The sequence below is a fragment of the Rhizobium acaciae genome (assembly GCF_025941625.1).
GTDB lineage: Bacteria > Pseudomonadota > Alphaproteobacteria > Rhizobiales > Rhizobiaceae > Rhizobium > Rhizobium acaciae.
On the sequence record NZ_JAPCZO010000014.1, the window covers coordinates 103,793 to 122,029 of the forward strand.

Consider the following 18,237-nt stretch of genomic DNA (forward strand, 5'->3'; position numbering starts at 1 on the left):
CGATCGCCCGCGGGCGGTTTCCCGTTCCCATCTCTCATCGAAGGACCATGTCGATGTCCGTCATCGCTGACCGCCTGAAAAACGTCTCCATATCCGCATCCGCCGCCATGACCCAGCGCGCCAGGGAACTGGCCGCCAAAGGCATCAAGGTCGTCAGCCTCTCGTCTGGCGAGCCGGATTTCCCCACTCCGGCGCACGCGATCGAGGCGGCTCATGCGGCAGCTCTTGCGGGCGATACGAAATATCCTCCGATGGACGGAACGCCGGCGCTCAAATCCGCCATCATCCGGAAGTTCAAACGGGACAACAATCTCGACTATGATGCCAGCCAGATCGTCGTCTCGGGCGGCGGTAAGCAGGTGATCTTCAATGTCATGCTGGCGACCTGCAATCCGGGCGACGAGGTCGTCATTCCCACGCCCTCCTGGGTCAGCTATGCGGATATCGTCAAATTCGCCGGCGGCGTCCCGGTCGCCGTCCCCTGCCACGAGCAGAACGGATTCAAGCTGCGTCCCGAGGATCTGGAGGCGGCGATCACGCCGCGCACCAAGTGGCTCTTCCTGAATTCCCCGAACAATCCGACCGGAGCCGCCTGCTCCCGGGCGGAGATGGCTGCCATCGCCGAGGTCATGCTGCGTCATCCCGATGTCTGGATCATGACCGACGATATCTACGAACACCTGGTCTATGACGACTTCCAGTTCTGCACGATCGCCGAAGTCGAGCCCGGGCTCTATGAGCGCGTCCTGACGATGAACGGCGTCTCCAAGGCTTATGCAATGACAGGCTGGCGGCTCGGCTTTTGCGCCGGGCCGAAAGAGCTGATCTCTGCCGTCAGCAACGTCAACGGCCAGAATGGCGGCGGCATCGCGACGCTGACCCAGGCTGCGGCGACCGCGGCGCTCGATGGACCTCAGGATCTCTTGAAGGAGCGTGCCGCGATCTACAAGGAAAGACGCGACTTCGTCCTCGACAGATTGTCGGAAGTGGACGGGCTGCGCTGCCATAGGCCCGAAGGCGCCTTCTACATCTACCCGAATATCTCGGGGCTGATCGGCAAGACCAGCAAGGGCGGGCGAAAGATCGAGACCGACGTCGATTTCGTTATGGCGCTCGTCGAAGAGCACCATGTCGCGACCGTGCAAGGAGCGGCTTACGGAATGAGCCCGTTCTTTCGTATTTCCTACGCGACCAGCATGGAGAAACTCGGCGAAGGATGCGCGCGCATAGCTCAGTTTTGTAAGGAAATGCGCTGATCGGCAGCGAGCTTTTTAGAAAGGATCTGAACCGGCGACGCCTTACTCAGGTCAGTCAAATGCTTGATAAATCGGACCTCGAGGCATAACGCCTACTTATGAAACTTGAGCTCAAAGCATCAGCGCTATTCCGTCGGCAGTTCGGTGCTCAACTTGTCCCTCGCTCATCATTGCCCGCCTTGCTCATCCAGAACTAGACTAGCGCCCCTTGAACAGCCTGCGCGGGGTTGACACGAGACAGCCCACTACTACCTGGGTGGGTAGGGCTCGATATCCGCAGACCAGTAGTGCTTGGCGATGTTCTGACTGTTGCGGAGGACATGGTAGGCGATATCCGGATTGCCTCCTTCAAGAGTGTCCGGGTCCGCACCACACATCAGACAATACATATGCTGATGAACGACGCTTGCAAAATATTGCAGGGCCGGCGTGGCGTCCTCCTGGCCGATTGTTCGCATGCCCTCGGCAGCCTGTTTGGCCGCCTCTTCCAAAGCTAACGATACCGCGGCAGCCAATGTCCTGTCCGCACGCCTGATGACGTCGGCGATTTGGCTTTCAGCCGGTGTAAGAACAGGGCAATATTCTGTCACTACTAACTCCGTAATCTTTGAAGGTGTCCGGTTGTGCAGTCACTGCGTTTACTCTGGCGGGGAGGTGAGAAGCGACAGATAGTTTTTTGCTTTCTGCGTGAACTCGCGGTCGGTGTCGGATACGTTCCCAAGCCCCGCATGGCGAGCGTCGATCGCCGCGTGTAGGCGGTCGTTGATCTGTGGATCTGAGGCGCGCGCGTGGTCGACTAATGCGCGAATAACAGTTCTCAACGCGAAGTTCTGTGCGGAGAGTGCCAGTTGCTGGCGTTCACTCGCATCTTTCTCGGCATCCTCCCGGCGTTCCTTTTTCTTCCGAAGCGCCGGTTGACCGCCGCGCTCCCTCTCCCAATGACGCGCGGCATTGCGCCCTGCATAGAGAATTTTCCATGCTATTTCGGGATCTCCTCCCGTATTGGTTTTTGGATTGGCGCCGCACAGACGCAGGAACAGGTGACGGAGTGCGGCGTCCGCAAAGTAATCATATGGTGATCTGCCGACACCGGGCGACTGAAGTTCATGCCCTGCAGCCTCAACGGCGCGCTCAATTGCTTCATCGACAGCGGCCAACAGGGCGTCATCTGCCTCCTGAAATCGATAGGTTTCTTTCTGCATGCTATCCTCAAATGCTGGTGCAGCCGCTGCTCGGCAGGTTGATCACTTGCGAAGAACATCCTGCCACTCTGGATGACGCTCGATCTGGGCTTTGGCAAATGGGCAGAGGGGAATGATCGCAACCCCTTCGCTCCGGGCATCCTCGACCGCTTGCCGTACAAGGCGTTCACCGACCTTCCGGCCACGCAAAGCGGCAGGAACGTCGGTATGGTCGATAATGATCAGTTCTTTACCAGCGCGACTGTAGGTCATCTCCGCTTCGACGCCATCGATGACGATGCGGTATCGCCCCTTCGATGGCCCATCCTCCCGTTCAACCGTCTCGCTGGCCGATGGGGCAGCCTTCTGCGGACGCTCAGCGTCCGGCAATCGAACCTTGCCGCGCTGTCCATGCGTGCACTCAAGCAATTCGCGGTCCCACCCTCCCAGATTGGCGGCAGCTTCGTAGGTCGAAACGAGAAAGGACATCAAGGCTGCATCAGGATCGGCGGCAGATTGAACTGCATCATAGGGCAGGATGAACTCCGACATGCCTTCATGCCAGAAAGCAGCATCGGGCTGGACGGACGCAGCCCGAAAGCCGTTTGGTGCCGGATAGGCATAGGCGTAGAATGCGGGATAATCGATGCCACCGCCGCCGGGCCAGAAGCCCGCCGAGGAAACCTCTCGGTCATAGGCTTCCTGCGTCACGCTATCCGGCAATGCCGGAATGCCGCCGGGATGGATGGGAGCGCGCTTTCCAGAAAATCGTGTGACCGCCAGATCGAGACTGCCCCAGAAAAGGTGCACGGGGCTGGATTTCCCGAGAAAGGACGTCCGAAATGTCTTGAAAACCGCGTCCACTGCCATCCACGCCTGATGAAAACGTCGAACGGCATCACGGTCATAGGGGCGGTCACGATGGTCCTCATCGAACGGAACAGGATCTGGCACCTCATTGGGTTGGCCGTGGAAGTCCGGGGTGCCGCCGAGCTTGGAGATCAGCTGAGCGAAATCGGTATGGAACTCCGCGACCGTGGATGTCCCCAGCGCAAAAGAGGTCCGGCGCCCGTCGCCGCTCATACCCACGACCGCATGATCATGAAAGTCGAACAGGATCTCGATGCCAGGGCCGTCGGGAATCGGGGACGATATCAGGCCGGAAGGCGTCACGTAAAAGGTCGCGTTCCAGGAATGATTGAGCCACGGCGTATGAGCCAGCCGATACTTGCCGACAACTTGCAGGTAAAGATGCAGGGCGGAACAGGTTTCGCGCCAGCTAAGATAATCGAGGCGTGGCCATTCGTTGTTCATTCGCTTTCTCCATCTAGTTGAACTTAAAATGCGAGGCTGTGCTTGCCGCACTGGATCAATCAAGTTCGCTTGAGCGAATGCGGGACCGCGCTGTCACTCCGGAAGAGGAATGTGCTCATCCCGGTCGTTGATCGGGAGGTCAAAGCGTCCCTTGCCCCAATTCTGCGCACGCCATTCCTCTTTGGCTTCTTCGATACGCTCCTTCGAAGAGGCTACGAAGTTCCACCAGATGTATCGTGGCCCTGCAAGCGTTGCACCGCCGAGGATCATGAGACGCGCGCCTCGGCTACCCGCTGCGACTGTGATCTTGTCGCCGGGGCGGAACACCATCATCTGCGGTGCCTCGTAGTCCCGGCCGGCGATCGAGATCGAACCTTCGACGATGTAGATGCCTCTGTCCTCGTGATTGTCCGGCAACGGCAGGCGACTTCCTGGTTCCAAGGTTACGTCGGCGTAAAATGTCTCGGAGAACATGGTGGCGGGCGCGATCTCGCCGTAGGCGTTTCCGAGGATGAGGCGGACAGAAGCGCCCTGGTCCTCAATGACCGGCAATACCTCTTTGCCGTAGTGCTCAAAGGTGGGATCCATGTCTTCGTGGCTTTCGGGCAGAGCGAGCCAGGTCTGGATCCCGAACAAGCTGTTAGGCCCGGTTCGGGCCGCTGCCGTCGTGCGCTCCGAATGTGACACGCCGCGGCCAGCTACCATCCAGTTCAGCTCGCCGGGACGGATGATCTGGTCGGCCCCGGTGCTGTCGCGATGGTGAAAGTCACCGCGATAAAGGTAGGTGACCGTGCCGAGGCCGATATGCGGGTGAGGCCGAACGTCGATGCCCTGCCCAGTCAACAGTTCGGCCGGCCCAGCTTGGTCGAAGAAGATGAACGGCCCGACCATCTGCCGCTTTGGTGCGGGTAAAGCGCGCCGAACCTCGAAACCGCCAATGTCGCGCGACCTCGGCACTATCAGGGTTTCGATCGCGTCGAAGCCAACTTCATCGGGACAACCTGGTTCAATTGCGGGGTTCCAGCTCATGCGTGTTTACCACTCCTGTGTGCTTGCGATCCGGGACCCGCATAGTGCGCAGGAGCCACTGCATGTCCCGACGGATCTCGAGCGAGACCACTAATGGGTGGCCGCTGTCACGACTAGTTGCGCGGCGCGGTGAGCTGTGTCGCAATAAACGGAACACAGCGCCGCCCAGATCCCACCGCGCGACCGCGCATCGTCCGACTAAGCATAAACCTCATTGATGGAGCTGCGGTCCGCCGACGGCCTCGACAGGCAAAGTCGGCGGCCATAATAGCTGACGCGACGCCTCGGGTCACGCGCGCCAGCTCCGCCAGCCCGCGTCGCCTGTCAGAGAACATGACGTCATCCGGCCCACAGACGGGATTAGGCACATCGGCATATCGCAAGACTGTCGGAGGATCGCGGGCGTGATACACTGCGGCTTTCATGTGCTTTCCTTGGCTACGAGAAGAAGCTTGGCGCCGATACTTTCCTCAAGGGTTCCGGAATGGGTTGGATGTGCAGCCTGTCGCGGCCTGACATAGCGTCGCCTTGCACTTGCTCCGATAGACGCTCGGACGTCTTCAGCGGCTTCCTCGATATCCAACTCGGCGTATCCCAACGCTCGCAAGCCTTCGGTTCCCATCAGGTATGCGGATTCAACCGTCTCGCGGATTTGATAGTCCACCCCGGCACGGATCAGCTCGACCGCGTGTCCGCGATCATAGCTTCGCACAAGAATCCTGGCCTGCGGAAATTCATGCTGTGCCAATTCTACCATGTGCATTGCGGCTTTCGGGTCGTTGACGCAGATCATGAGCGCATCGGCGGACCCTGCGCCGGAATGGCGCAGGGTATCGAGCCTGGTACCGTCGCCGAAAAAGACCTTGAACCCGAACCGTCCCGCATCACGGATTCGATCAGTGTTCATGTCGATCACGGGGAGGCTGACCCCCTTGGCGAGCAGCAACTGCGAAGCGATCTGACCAAAGCGACCGAAACCGATAAGAAGCACCTTTCCAGTCAGATCGCGTGCTGCCTCGACGCCATCCATCGACGCTTCGCTTCGCAGCCGCCGGTCTGCCGCGATCATGAGAAGCGGCGTGAGGGCCATGGAAAAGATCACCACGGTGGTAAACAGCGCATTGTCGCGCGCATCAATCACTCCGCCTGTGGTCGCAGCAGCAAAGAGCACGAACGCGAATTCGCCGCCCTGCAGGAACATCGAGGTGCGGCGCAATGCTTGATGATTGGAACTGCCGAACACGCGCGCGACCGCATAGACCACGACACCTTTTGCGATGATGAATGCAGCCAGCATCAACAACAAAAGCCACCATTCCGCGGCAACAACGGAAAGGTCGAGCGACATGCCAACTGCCAGAAAGAACAGGCCCATGAGTAGGCCGCGAAACGGCTCGATGTCGCTCTCGATCTGGTGGCGGTAGCTTGAAGTCGATAGCATCACCCCGGCAAGGAATGCGCCCATTGCCATGGAGAGGCCAGCCACGTCCATCAGCAGCGCAGCTCCAAGAACCACAAGCAGCGCGCCAGCCGTCATAACTTCGCGCGTTCGCGCGCGCGCCAGCAGGGCGAAGAACGGGTTCAGCCACCATCTTGATACGCCCAGAAGCACGAGCAGCGCGCCAAATGCCAGCAGGATGTCCGTCCATCCCGACTGTCCCTGGGACAGAGGCGACAGGAATGCGACCACCGCCAGAAGCGGGACAATCATGAGATCCTCGAAGAGGAGGATCGAGACCGATTTCTGCCCCTCGACGCTCGAGAGATCTCCGCGATCCTGAAGGACCGACATTATGACGGCGGTCGAGGAGAGGACGAAACCTGCCCCGGCGATGAAGGCCACCGGACCGGACAGGCCGAAGACAAGCGTGCCTGTCAGCGCAAGGACCCCGATTGCCGCCGCCACCTGCACGAGCCCCAATCCGAAGATCTGGCCACGCATGGCCCAAAGCTTGTGCGGGCGCAGTTCCAGTCCGATCACGAACAGGAACATCACCACCCCAAGTTCCGAGAAATGTAATATGGACAGGGCGTCAGTGAACAGTCCGAGCACCGATGGACCGACAAGCGCACCGGCAGCAAAGTAGCCCAGGACAGATCCCAGTCCGAGCCACCGAAATAGAGGTACTGCGGCAACAGCCGCCCCCATCAGAACGATCGCAGGTCCGATCGTTTGTCCCAAGCTTGCTTCAGCCATTCCTTCGCCTTCCCAATCTCATACGCTTAAGCGACCGAGGCTTGGTCGATAACGGTCGCCTGTTACTCATGTCGCGACGCATTTCACAGGCAACCCGCAATTCGCATGGGAGTTTGACCTTGGTTCAGTCGGATGAAAGCCACCTGCAGGTCCATCGCCATCGATTTTCCCCAACCGCTGTTGGTAGCGTTGCGAATATGAGCTGGATAGTCGCGCGAACTGCAAAACGTCGTCGCGGATAGTGGAACGCCAAATCGCTAGCTCCCAGGCTCAAACTCTGCAAATTAAGCGCAGCCAAAAAAACGAGGGCGCTTTGCTCCGTCGGTCAAGCTCGTTGACGGTGGTGTTGACCTCTACATCGATCAGGCGAAGTTCCGCGGCCAGTTCGTTCACGACGTTCCGGCCGAAGCGGCTGCGTTGATGGCGGCTGGCCAACGACCCATTACTGAAAAGGTCTTGACGGAAAAGACCGGAGAACCGGCTTGGAAATCGCTGCCGTCGTATCTCGTGTATGGTGACGGCGACAAGAATATCCCAGCCAAGGCGCTTGGGTTCATGGCCGAACGAGCGGGCTCCAAGCGCACGATCGTATGATCTCGAGACCGGAGGTCGTGGCAGATTTGATCGAGGAAGCCGCGAAGCAATGCGCACTGTTTTCGAAAAACGCCGTCTTCGTGAAGCGGTTGAGGCATTAGAGCGCGACCGCTGCGGAGGTTGATGGGCCTTTCGTTGCCTTCCGGCCGATGGCAGCCGGACGCCAGGTCATAGGGGACTACAGATACGCCGGCCCTTCGCTGCGCTGCCATCCAGCTTCCCTTCACCGAAGCCGCAGACATGGCCGTCGTTATTGCATTGACATATCGGTAAATCTCGATATTCTTAGGGCATGGAATTGCTCGAAATATTCAAAGCCCTCTCAAATCGGACACGTCTTGAAATCGTGCAGGGTTTGAAGAATCCCGTGAAAAACTTCCCTCCGCAGGATGAAGGTGACGTTCATACGGTGGGGGTCTGCGTGAGTAGTATACAGGAAGGTGTCGGACTGTCGCAGTCGACAGTGTCCGATTATCTTGCAACGTTGCAACGGGCTGGCCTGGTGGAAGTCAGACGCATCGGTCAATGGACTTACTACAAACGGAACGAGGCGACCATCAGTGCTCTTGCAGAGATCATAGGGAAAGACCTGTGATCATTTATCGTGATATATCGACAATTCCCTATATTCCTTTTTACGGAAGCGAGGATCCGCAATGAAAGCGATGACACTTAACTCCTTTGGTGGCCCGGAATCGTTCGAGCTTTGCGAAGTACCAAAGCCTGTCCCGCACGCGGGACAAGTCCTGGTGCGTGTGCATGCTACGTCGATCAACCCATTGGATTACCAGGTTCGGCGCGGCGACTATCGCGACTTGGTACCATTGCCGGCCATTACCGGTCATGACGTATCCGGGGTTGTCGAAGCAGTCGGACCAGGCGTGACGACATTCTCTCCAGGAGACGAAGTCTGGTACACTCCGCAAATATTTGACGGGCCGGGAAGTTATGCCGAATACCACGTTGCGAACGAAAACATCATCGGAAGGAAACCCTCCTCGCTAAGCCATCTCGAAGCAGCAAGCCTGAGCCTGGTTGGCGGGACGGCGTGGGAGGCCCTCGTCGCGCGTGCAGCTTTAAGAGTCGGGGAAAGCATTCTGATCCACGGCGGCGCGGGAGGGGTCGGTCATGTGGCTATCCAGGTCGCGAAAGCCATAGGTGCGAAGGTATTCACCACCGTACGCGAAGACAACTTCGACTTTGCACGAAGCGTTGGGGCGGATGTGGTCATCGACTACAGGAAGGAAGACTACATCGATGCCATTATGCGGGATACGGATGGCCGCGGGGTCGATGTCGTGTTCGATACGCTCGGTGGCGATACATTGAGCCGCAGCCCAAACGTGCTCGCCCAGCTTGGCCGTGTCGTCTCGATCGTGGACATCGCCCAACCACAAAACCTCATCGAGGCTTGGGGCAAGAATGCAAGTTATCACTTCGTGTTCACCCGGCAGAACCAGGGCAAGCTCGACGAACTTGCCACGTTGGTTGAACGTGGTCAGCTCCGGCCGCACGTTGGCGCTGTTTATTCGCTCGCTGATCTCTCTCTCGCCCATGCGCTGCTGGAAACCCCGAACAACGGTGTCCGGGGCAAGATCGCAATTGCAGTCGACCCGTCGGCTGACACTGCGCGTGCAAGTTCATAAGACCTCGAATTCACTTTAAAGGTGCAACCATGATTTATGAGAAAAGGCTGATGGTCGCTTAACGTTGTTGGATGGGGCTGACTTCTGGTGGCGGGCACAGTGGCGCTGCCTGCAGCAACACTGTCATCCCGATCTCAGACACGCTAGTGTCGTTAAGAGCCACACTGTGTTACAGTTCGGGGAACGCGGACTGAGACGCTGATCGAGCGCTTGGATGACGCTGATTGCATCTCGTCCACGACAGCAGGATTAACGGACGCCTGGCTTAAGCATTTGCGCCGCCGTCTACCGAATGATGGTGCCGGCGATTATATTGGCGTCGGGGCTTGCCAGAAATGCAACAACGTCCGCAATTTCGCGGGTGTCCGCAAAGCGCCCGATTAGTTTTTCAAGCGCGCGGTCAACTCGAGAAGGATGTCCCGGACGGCAAGGGCCGGTTCCGATAGGGGATTCTGGTCGGAAACGCATAGCGACAGGGTTTCTTCGATCCGCGGCGAGACGAGCCGGCAGATCAGCGGCTCGCTCGATTCCGATACGATGCGGTCGGCGATGGCTTTCGGCATGATCGTCGCGCCGAGGCCGCTGCCCACCGCACGGGCCAGCGTGCGAACGATTTCGACTTCCGCCACGACTTTCAAATTGGTGCGGGTGCGCGTGAAGGCGGTATCGACCGCGCGGCGGACGAAATTATAGACCGGCGGCAACAGCAGCGGTATTCCGTCGAGAGTGTTGACCGGAACGGGTTTCACATCCGCTTCGATCGCAAAGTCCCGATGCGCGACAAGGAAAAACTCCTCGCTCAGGAGCGGCTCGAACCGGACACCCTTGATCGGTCCGGTTCCATGGAGAAGCGCCATCTCCAGCCGGCCGTTCATGATCATCTGGCTATAGGTCTGGCCGACGCTTTCGGTCAGGTGCAGCAGAATACCGGGATGCCGTTTCCGGGTCTCCGCCAGGAGGTCGACCGACAGCGTAGCCGCACTGCTGAAGGGCACGAGGCCGACGGACACACGCCCGGCAAGCGAATTGCCGGCTGCCGACGCATCCGCTTGCGCCTGCTCCATCTGCCGAAGGATAATCTGCGCATGACGATACACCGCATGTCCCGCATCGGTCATGCTGACGCCCTGCTGGCTGCGGATCAGCAGCTTCTGGCCGAAATGCTCCTCCAGTGCGGCAAGCTGCTGGCTGAGCGCTGGCTGGGCGATATGCAAAAGGTCCGCCGCTCGCGTGATGCTGCCGCTATCGACGATCACGATGAAAGATTTGAGGCGTCTGATGTCCATGAGGATCGGGGTACCGTTCTGATGTGCGCGGCTTACATGTTTGCAGACACGCATTGCTTTTGCAACGCGACGCCGTCGCTGCTTTCCTCAGGCCCGGACGCCGCAAGCTGATGCCCGGCATCAGCTCTTTCTCTTCTTCAGCAGCCTGCGCCGGCTCCATAACCGTTGCTTATTGCTCCAGAGATAATCGGTCTTAGGCAAGGGGTTTAAGCTTCGCTACTGTCTCAATCAACAACAAGGGAACGACAATGCCATTCTCCGACTACAAGACCGCACTGGTGACCGGCGCATCTTCCGGTATCGGCGCAGCCGTGGTTGAGCGGCTCCGCCGGGAGAACATCGAGGTCCATGCAGTTGCCCGCAGTGCCGAAGCGCTGCAGCAGCTGGCTGCGCGGACCGGCTGCATCGCCCACGTCATCGATGTGACCGACCGTCAGGCCATGGCAGAGCTCACACGTCGGGTGGAGTTCGATATTCTCGTCAACAATGCCGGTGTCGACCGACCGAAGAAGTTCCTGGAAGCCGAGGACGGCGATATCGATCTCATCGTCGACGTCAATCTCCGGGCGGTCCTACACATCTGCCGCATGGTCGTGCCCGGCATGGTGGCGCGCGACCGCGGGCACGTCATCAACATCTCGTCGATCGCCGGCGCCTACAATTTCGGCGGAAATTCATCCTATCACGCCACCAAAGCAGGGGTGAGCATGCTGTCCAACCAGCTGCGCATCGACGCTTTCGGCAAGCGGGTACGGGTCACGGAAATCTGCCCCGGCCGGGTCGCCACGGACATTTTCAATCACGTCCACGGCGATGATCCCAGCATCCGGGAACGATTCATCGACGGCTTCGAACTGCCGCAGCCAGCCGATATCGCCGACGCGATTGCCTTCGCCATAGCAGCCGCCGTCGCCGTCAACATCGGGCACATGGAGATTACGCCGACGCTGCAGGTCATGGGCGGGCTGCAGACGGCAAAGCCCCAACCTTCGGCAAAGCCGGATCAATCCGGGGAGCCAAACCCGTGAGCGGTTTCGACCTTTCGGCAATTCTCGGAAATCCGGAATATACCGCCATGCTGCTGCATGGCATCGAGATGACCTTCATCATCTATGCCGGCTCCTGGTCTATGGCGATGGCGCTGGCACTTCTGCTGCTGGCTTTGCGCTTGTCGCCCTTTCGCTTCGGCGATCCGTTAGTCGCCGCTTACGTCTCTTACCATCGGAACGTCCCCACCCTGGTTCAGCTGATGCTGTGGTATTTCGGGATTTTCACCCTGATGCCAAGCGGAGTAGCCGAATGGCTGGCCGTCCATAATGCCGAGGCCATCTTCGCGGTGATCGGGCTCGGTCTCTGCCAGGCTGCCTATTTCAGCGAAGATCTTCGTTCGGGCGTGCGCTCGGTCAGTCCCGGCCAAATGCAGGCAGCCCGTGCACTTGGCCACGGCTATGTCTCGGCGATGCGTTTCGTCATCATGCCGCAAGGCGTGCGCAACGCGCTGCCGCCGCTCATCAATCACAGCGTTTCCCTGTTCAAGAACAGCAGTCTCGCCGTCGTCATCGGAGCCTCGGAACTGACGCATGCCGTCAAGGAAATCGAGAACCTCAGCTTCCGGACCTTCGAGATCTACCTGATCGGCACGGTTCTCTACCTTTTCTTCTCGCTCGTGATCATGAGCATTGGCGCCTATCTGTCGATGCGCGCTGATCCTGCCAGGAGCGCGCGCGCATGATCCACGACATGATCGCCATCGTCCAAGACTACTGGCTGCTGCTGCTGATCGGCCAATATCCGAACGGGCCGCTTGGCGGGCTCGCCAATACGCTGATCCTTTCTGCACTCAGCATCGCTCTCGCCTTTCCGGTCAGTATCCTCTTCGCATTGGCGCGGCTCTCCAGGTCGCCGCTGCTGCGCTGGCCGGTCACGGCACTTGTCTATTTCACCAGGGGCGTGCCGCTCTTGATGCTCATCCTGTGGAGCTATTTCCTCGTTCCGCTGCTGACCGGCGCCGATGTGCCGAGCTTCGTGACGATGCTGACGACGCTCGTGGTCTATCAAAGTGCGTTCCTGAGCGAAGTCGTGCGTGCCGGCATCGTCGCGCTCGGACCGGGTCAGATGGATGCGGGGCGTGCGCTTGGCCACAGCTATATCGGTGCGATGCGCTTCATCATCCTGCCGCAGGCGCTCTACAACATGATCCCGAGCATCATCTCCACCTTCGTCTCGACGATCAAGGACACGACGCTCGGCTACGTGATCAACGTGCCGGACCTGACCTTTGCCGCAAGCCAGGTCAACAACCAACTCCTGACGCAGCCTTTCCAGGTCTTCCTCATTCTGGCGATCGTCTACTTCGCCATCTGCTGGACGCTCACCTACTTCGCAAATCGCCTCGAGCGGAGCATCACGCGGCGACGTGCGGGACTTTCCAACCTTCCTGCCGCCGCCTTGGTCGCGCCATCGAAAATCATATCGGAGCAGCTATGACCATCTCAGTTTCAGCCCAGGAATTGCAGACGATCCGGCTTTCGCAAGTCTGCAAGAGCTACGGCGACTATCCGGTCCTGAAGGATATCGATGCGCAGGTCTCGCGCGGCGAAGTCGTGGTCATCTGCGGGCCGTCCGGTTCGGGAAAATCGACGCTGATCCGCACGATCAATCGCCTCGAGGAGATCAACAGCGGATCGATCACGCTCGACGGGCAAAACATCCACGCCGCCATGCGGGCAAAGGAACTCAATGCGCTGCGCAGCCGGATCGGCTTCGTATTTCAGAACTTCAACCTGTTTCCGCATCTTTCGGTGGTCGAAAACGTCTCGATGTCGCCGATCCGAGTGAAAGGCGTGGCGCCGGATGTTGCTGAGGACAAGGCCCTCAAGCTTCTCGATCGGGTCGGCCTTGCCGACAAGGCGCGGGCCTATCCCGGTCAACTCTCGGGCGGCCAGCAGCAGCGGGTGGCAATCGCCCGCGCCCTTGCCATGGAACCGCCGGTGATGCTGTTCGACGAGCCGACCAGCGCGCTCGATCCTGAAATGGTCGGCGAAGTGCTGGCCGTCATGAAGAGCCTGGCGTCGGAAGGCATGACCATGCTCTGCGTCACCCACGAAATGGGTTTCGCGCGCGACGTCGCGGATCGGGTCTGGTTCATCGATGCCGGCCAGATCCTCGAAATGGCGACCCCCGAGGAATTCTTCAACAATCCACGCCATCCCCGGGCTCAGCGTTTCCTCGCTGATCTCAGGCATTGATAACAACCACCAAAAACAAAGGAGAACAGCAATGAACTGGAAATGCCTAACTCTCACCGCCGCATTTGCCGGCATGGCGGCCGCCTTGCCCGCACAAGCCGATCAGCTCGACAACATCATGTCGGCGAAAACCCTGCGCTGCGCAACTTTCGCCGACGTTCCTCCCTTCGCTTCGCCCGATCTGAAGACCCGCGAAATGGCCGGTTTCGACGTCGATCTCTGCGGCGCCATCGCCAAGGAACTGGGCGTCAAGGCTGAGATCAAGCCGGTTTCGGTCGAGGCGCGCGTGCCCGAGGTCAAGCTCGGCCGCGTCGACATCACCGTTGCCAACCTCGCCTATACTCTGAGCCGCGCCGAGCAGATCCAGTTCAGCGATCCCTACTATCTCGCCAAGGAAATGCTGATCGTGCCGGCCGACGATGCCGGCAAGACGAAGGCCGATTACGCGGGCCAGCGCATCGCTTCGACCAAGGGTTCGACCTCCGAGATGTCGATCAAGCTCAACAAGTCCGACCCGCTGACCTTCCAGGATACTGCCTCGGCCTATCTGGCCGTCCAGCAGGGCAAGGCGCGCGGCATGGTGGCCAACACCATGACGACGACCAAGTTCGTCAATGAATCGAAGAGCAAGGGCAAAGCAATGCGGATGATCGAGGAGCCGATGCTGTACCAGCCGATCGGCATCGGCATGGCCAAGGATCAGCCGGCGCTGACCGCCAAGATCAACGAGATCCTTCGCAAGCTCGACACATCGGGTGAGATCAACAAGATCTGGGACAAATGGCTCGGCCCGGATACCGAATACAAGATGACGCGCACCGACAAGGTCGTATCGCTCTCGGAACTGAAGTTCGACCCGATCCCTTAAGACCTCGGCGTCTTCCAATGACGATATCCAAACGAAATCGGACGGCGGGACATGCCCGCCGTCGGCCAAAAATGGGAGGCATCCGTGATCCATATTAAAGATATCGCCGAACGGCCAAGCAAAGCCGATATCGACGCCGTTTCCAAATTTTCGCCCGCGACGATCCACGAGGCTCAAGGGCGCCGCGGTGCCCTTTCCTCCCGCCTCAAGCCCGTCGACTACCGCATGAAACTCTGCGGTCCGGCTTTTACGGTGAAGTGCGCGCCGCGTGACAACATCATGCTGCAGCTCGCTATCAACTACGCAAAGCCGGGCGATATCATCGTCGTATCGGCGGGCGAATATGAAGAGGCCGGATCGTTTGGCGATGTGCTTGCCAATGCCTGCCTGGCAAAGGGCATCGCCGGTCTCGTGACCGACACCGGCGTGCGCGACACGCTTCAACTGAGAGAACTCGGTTTCCCGGTCTTCTCGCTCAGCGTCTGCATCAAGGGGACGGTGAAGGAAACCATTGCGGCGGTGAACGACACGATCATCGTCGGCGGCGAAATCATCCATCCCGGCGACATCATCGCCGGCGATGCCGACGGCCTGGTGATCGTGCGCCGCCAGGAAGCGCAGGAAGTCGCCAGGCTGTCACAGGCCCGCGAAGATGCCGAGGCCGGCTATATCGCGGCATATAAGCAGGGCAAATCGGTTATCGAGGTCAGCAATCTCGAACCGGTGCTGAAAGCCAAGGGCCTCGTCGTCGACATCTGACGCGACACCGCAATAGCGATCAGCCCTGCCACTTTATAGGGCGGCTGGCCTTTCCGGCCGCCCTATGCAAAACCCGCTACCCAGCAGGCGTCCGCCTCAAGATCAGTGTGGACACTATTATGGACACGTGTTCTATAAAGTGGACAGATTTTGCGGGAGCACGCCATGCATCTTTCCATGTGGACCTACCCCTGGGACATTCAGGACCAAGGGCTCGACGCCTTTGCCGCCGAGCTTCGCGGCCGTGCGGGCCTGACGACGGTCAGCCTGGCGACCTCCTATCACGCCGGCCGGTTCCTGCAGCCGCGGAGCCCGCGGCAGAAGGCCTATTTCCCCGAGGATGGGACGGTCTACTTCCGGCCGGATGAAAGCCTGTGGCAGGACAAGCTGATCCGGCCGCTGACGGCTGGGAATGTCACTGAGCGCGGCGACATGCTGGAAGCGCTCACCAAGGGGCGCGAGGCGACGGGTCTCAAGGTCTCCTGCTGGACGGTCTGCCTGCACAATAGCCGTCTCGGCATGCTGCATCCCGATCATGTGACGCGGAACGCCTTCGGCAATCCCAACTATTACAATCTTTGCCCCTCCAGCCCGGCGGCGCGGGCCTATGCCGTCACCCTTGTTCGCGACATCACGACCAACTACCGGCCCGATATGGTGGAACTCGAGAGCCCGAACTTCATGGGATTCGCGCATGAATACCATCACGAGAAGGACGGCGTCGGCCTGAATGCCGAAGACGATTTCCTGCTGTCGCTTTGCTTCTGCGACCATTGCACGGCGCGTGCCGAAAAGGCCGGCGTGCCAGTCGAAGGTGCGCGCCGGTCGGTCGCGCGCTTCATCGCGGAAGTCTGCGAAAGGGCTGTCCCGGAACGGCAATTCCCGGATTTTCCGGCCGTCGGCATCGATGCCTTTCGCGAACATCCTGATCTGCACGCCTATCTCACCTGGCGCAGCGAACCGGTGTCTAGCCTGATCGGCGAGATCAAGGCGGCCGCCGATCCGGCGACACGCATCGTGCTCATCGACCTGAAGGACGGCTGGCTCGGCGGTGTCGATCTCGCAGCCGCCGGCAAGCTCTGCGACGGGGCGATCCTCTGCTGCTACGACATGCAGCCGGATGCCGTCGGCGATGTCATCCGGACCGGCCGGGCGGCAATCGGACCGGGAAAGTTCCTCGGGGTGGGCCTGCGCGTCTTCTATCCCGAGGTCAGCGGGCCCGAGATCCTGGCCGCACGCGCCAAGGCCGCCGTCGATGCCGGCGCTGACGGCGTGAACTTCTACAATTACGGCCTGATACCGGCAAAGCGTCTCGACTGGGTCAAGGCAGCGGTCGACGCAGTCGCTTGAGCAGATCAGCACTCCTCAGGATGCGATCGGTTCGGCGACCTGGATCAGGCAGTCGCCGGCCTGGCTGTCGCAATGCAGCCTGTGGGAAATGACAATGCCGCTCTCGGCAAAGCGCAGCTCTTCCTCCAGTTGCTCCAGGCTTTCGAGGTCATGATACCACCCGGCAAGGTCGCCGGCGGAAACGGTGGCGCCGAGGGCTGCGGCCGGCTCGAACCAGCCTCTGCGGTTCGCATAGATGCCCTGGCTATGTCTAGATAATGAAAGCAGCTGCAACGGTCCCGGCTCGGCGAGCGGCACGCGCGACAGGACCGGATGCTTCACGATGCCGAGTGTGACGAGCAGCCGGTCGATCGCCGCCGCCGTGAAAGCCATTGTCTCAGGCGTCACGGTACCGCCGCCGCCGAACTCGCCGGAAAGACCGATGGTTCCGGCCCTTGCCGCAGCACCCATCGATGTCGGTGCGGTCGGCCCATTATCGGCGATGAAGGCATGCGCCGCACCCATGGCGCGCATCAGCGAAACGGACCGCTCGAAGCGAGCGGTATCGGCCTGCCGCTCGATCAGCGTGCAGGGCAGGTGGGCCATGGAGGTGCCGCCCGAATGCAGGTCGAGCACGACGTCATGGCGCGGAAAAAGTTCATGTTCGAGGAAATGCGCCATCCGCGCCGTCGGTGAGCCGCTGGGATCTCCGGGAAACGCCCGATTGAGGTTGCCGCCGTCGAAGGGCGAGCAGCGCTTGGCCGCCATTACCGCCGGCAGGTTCGCCATCGGCAGGATGGTGACGACGCCGCGGATTTCCGCGACATCCAGCAGCCGCATCAGCCGGCCGAGCTGGAGCTCGCCCTCATACTCGTCGCCATGATTGCCGGCCATCAGCAGCAAAGACCGCCCCTCGCCATTTTTTAGGCGAAGGACCGGAATGCGGATCTGATAATAGGGCGAACGGTCGATCGAATAGGGAATGGCGAGATGGCCGGCCTGCCGGCCCTCGCGCGAAAAGTCGATCGGATTGACGAGACCGCTATGCATGATGTCTCCAGTGCGGGCGGTTGCGATGCCGTTACAGCGCCACACGTCTTTTTTGAGACGCCAAAAGACGCTGTAACATTTTCAACCTACGCGTCGTGCTTTCCGCTAGAGCGCAGCGATCGCGGTCATTTCGACGCGCAGATCAGGATCGGCGAGACGAGCTTCGGTGCAGGCGCGGGCCGGCGGGTTTTCGATGTCGATCCAGCTGTCATAGACGCTGTTCATCGCCTCGAAATCGACGATCGCCGGCAGGAAGACATTGACGGCGATGAGGCGCGAGCGATCGATACCGGCTTCTCGCAAAAGGGCGTCGATCTTGCCGAGCACGTCGCGGGTCTGATCCTTGATATCAGCCTTGCGATTTTCCGCGACCTGGCCGGCAATATAGACGAGACCGCCGTAGCTGACGGCTTGGCTCATACGCGAACCTTTCTGATAACGCTGGATCATTTGCGGGTTTTCCTTTTCTTGCTTTTGGAG

General features: G+C 59.8%; 17 protein-coding genes and 2 pseudogenes. 11 read left to right on the plus strand and 8 right to left on the minus strand.

The genetic code is table 11. The features are described from left to right. Positions 1-53 precede the first annotated feature (53 nt). A complete protein-coding gene (locus tag OLZ32_RS22410; protein WP_264422641.1) occupies positions 54-1,256 on the plus strand; it encodes a pyridoxal phosphate-dependent aminotransferase in 1,203 nt (400 codons plus the stop codon). A 248-nt stretch (positions 1,257-1,504) separates the two neighbouring features. Here OLZ32_RS22410 and OLZ32_RS22415 read toward each other — a convergent pair whose 3' ends face one another. From OLZ32_RS22415 to OLZ32_RS22435, 5 genes and pseudogenes are all read right to left on the minus strand, one after another. After that, a complete protein-coding gene (locus OLZ32_RS22415; RefSeq protein ID WP_264422643.1) occupies positions 1,505-1,846 on the minus strand; it encodes a hypothetical protein in 342 nt (113 codons plus the stop codon). Positions 1,847-1,894: 48 nt separating this feature from the next. Next, positions 1,895-2,458 carry a hypothetical protein gene (locus OLZ32_RS22420; RefSeq protein ID WP_264422645.1) on the minus strand — a complete coding sequence of 188 codons (564 nt, stop codon included), beginning with the start codon at positions 2,456-2,458 and terminating at the stop codon, positions 1,895-1,897. 42 nt (positions 2,459-2,500) lie between these two features. Further along, positions 2,501-3,751 carry an N-acetyltransferase gene (locus OLZ32_RS22425; RefSeq protein ID WP_264422849.1) on the minus strand — a complete coding sequence of 417 codons (1,251 nt, stop codon included), beginning with the start codon at positions 3,749-3,751 and terminating at the stop codon, positions 2,501-2,503. Positions 3,752-3,844: 93 nt separating this feature from the next. Continuing rightward, the gene (locus OLZ32_RS22430; protein ID WP_264422647.1) at positions 3,845-4,780 is read right to left on the minus strand and encodes a pirin family protein; all 936 of its coding nucleotides are present in this window, start codon (positions 4,778-4,780) and stop codon (positions 3,845-3,847) included. A 438-nt stretch (positions 4,781-5,218) separates the two neighbouring features. Beyond that, a pseudogene (locus OLZ32_RS22435) lies at positions 5,219-6,977 on the minus strand (monovalent cation:proton antiporter-2 (CPA2) family protein). A 306-nt stretch (positions 6,978-7,283) separates the two neighbouring features. Between OLZ32_RS22435 and OLZ32_RS22440 the strand changes: the two are divergent. The 3 genes and pseudogenes from OLZ32_RS22440 to OLZ32_RS22450 all read left to right on the plus strand — a co-directional run. Then, positions 7,284-7,672: pseudogene (locus OLZ32_RS22440) on the plus strand (hypothetical protein); the annotation flags it as partial. Positions 7,673-7,863: 191 nt separating this feature from the next. Beyond that, the gene (locus OLZ32_RS22445) at positions 7,864-8,166 is read left to right on the plus strand and encodes an ArsR/SmtB family transcription factor (protein WP_264422649.1); all 303 of its coding nucleotides are present in this window, start codon (positions 7,864-7,866) and stop codon (positions 8,164-8,166) included. Positions 8,167-8,227: 61 nt separating this feature from the next. Beyond that, positions 8,228-9,217, plus strand: coding sequence for a zinc-dependent alcohol dehydrogenase family protein (locus OLZ32_RS22450; RefSeq protein WP_264422651.1), 990 nt, complete (start codon positions 8,228-8,230; stop codon positions 9,215-9,217). 380 nt (positions 9,218-9,597) lie between these two features. Here the strand turns inward: OLZ32_RS22450 and nac are convergent, their stop codons facing one another. After that, positions 9,598-10,557 (minus strand): nitrogen assimilation transcriptional regulator NAC, encoded by a 960-nt coding sequence (nac, locus tag OLZ32_RS22455; protein WP_264422654.1) that lies wholly within the window; start codon positions 10,555-10,557, stop codon positions 9,598-9,600. A 194-nt stretch (positions 10,558-10,751) separates the two neighbouring features. On the opposite strand from nac, the gene OLZ32_RS22460 reads away from it, so the two are divergent. The 7 genes from OLZ32_RS22460 to OLZ32_RS22490 all read left to right on the plus strand — a co-directional run bounded on the left by OLZ32_RS22460 (position 10,752) and on the right by OLZ32_RS22490 (position 16,728). Then, the gene (locus OLZ32_RS22460; protein WP_264422656.1) at positions 10,752-11,531 is read left to right on the plus strand and encodes an SDR family oxidoreductase; all 780 of its coding nucleotides are present in this window, start codon (positions 10,752-10,754) and stop codon (positions 11,529-11,531) included. Further along, entirely contained in the window at positions 11,528-12,235 is a 708-nt protein-coding gene (locus tag OLZ32_RS22465; RefSeq protein WP_003538411.1) for an amino acid ABC transporter permease, read from the plus strand. Before OLZ32_RS22460 ends, OLZ32_RS22465 begins: the two co-directional genes overlap by 4 nt. After that, on the plus strand, positions 12,232-12,990 hold the full coding sequence (locus tag OLZ32_RS22470) for an amino acid ABC transporter permease (protein WP_003538412.1): 759 nt from the start codon (positions 12,232-12,234) through the stop codon (positions 12,988-12,990). Before OLZ32_RS22465 ends, OLZ32_RS22470 begins: the two co-directional genes overlap by 4 nt. Beyond that, positions 12,987-13,751 carry an amino acid ABC transporter ATP-binding protein gene (locus OLZ32_RS22475; protein ID WP_264398242.1) on the plus strand — a complete coding sequence of 255 codons (765 nt, stop codon included), beginning with the start codon at positions 12,987-12,989 and terminating at the stop codon, positions 13,749-13,751. The genes OLZ32_RS22470 and OLZ32_RS22475 overlap by 4 nt, the downstream gene beginning before the upstream one ends. A 31-nt stretch (positions 13,752-13,782) precedes the next feature. Next, positions 13,783-14,619 carry an ABC transporter substrate-binding protein gene (locus OLZ32_RS22480; RefSeq protein WP_020047826.1) on the plus strand — a complete coding sequence of 279 codons (837 nt, stop codon included), beginning with the start codon at positions 13,783-13,785 and terminating at the stop codon, positions 14,617-14,619. A gap of 84 nt (positions 14,620-14,703) precedes the next feature. Next, complete coding sequence (locus OLZ32_RS22485; RefSeq protein WP_264422663.1) at positions 14,704-15,378, plus strand: 4-carboxy-4-hydroxy-2-oxoadipate aldolase/oxaloacetate decarboxylase; 675 nt, start codon at positions 14,704-14,706, stop codon at positions 15,376-15,378. Positions 15,379-15,543: 165 nt separating this feature from the next. Next, complete coding sequence (locus OLZ32_RS22490; RefSeq protein WP_264422666.1) at positions 15,544-16,728, plus strand: hypothetical protein; 1,185 nt, start codon at positions 15,544-15,546, stop codon at positions 16,726-16,728. A gap of 15 nt (positions 16,729-16,743) precedes the next feature. Here the strand turns inward: OLZ32_RS22490 and OLZ32_RS22495 are convergent, their stop codons facing one another. Together OLZ32_RS22495 and OLZ32_RS22500 are read right to left on the minus strand one after the other, a co-directional pair. Continuing rightward, positions 16,744-17,757 (minus strand): succinylglutamate desuccinylase/aspartoacylase family protein, encoded by a 1,014-nt coding sequence (locus OLZ32_RS22495; RefSeq protein ID WP_264422668.1) that lies wholly within the window; start codon positions 17,755-17,757, stop codon positions 16,744-16,746. 105 nt (positions 17,758-17,862) lie between these two features. Then, a complete protein-coding gene (locus OLZ32_RS22500) occupies positions 17,863-18,207 on the minus strand; it encodes a RidA family protein (RefSeq protein WP_003538420.1) in 345 nt (114 codons plus the stop codon). Positions 18,208-18,237: the final 30 nt, after the last annotated feature.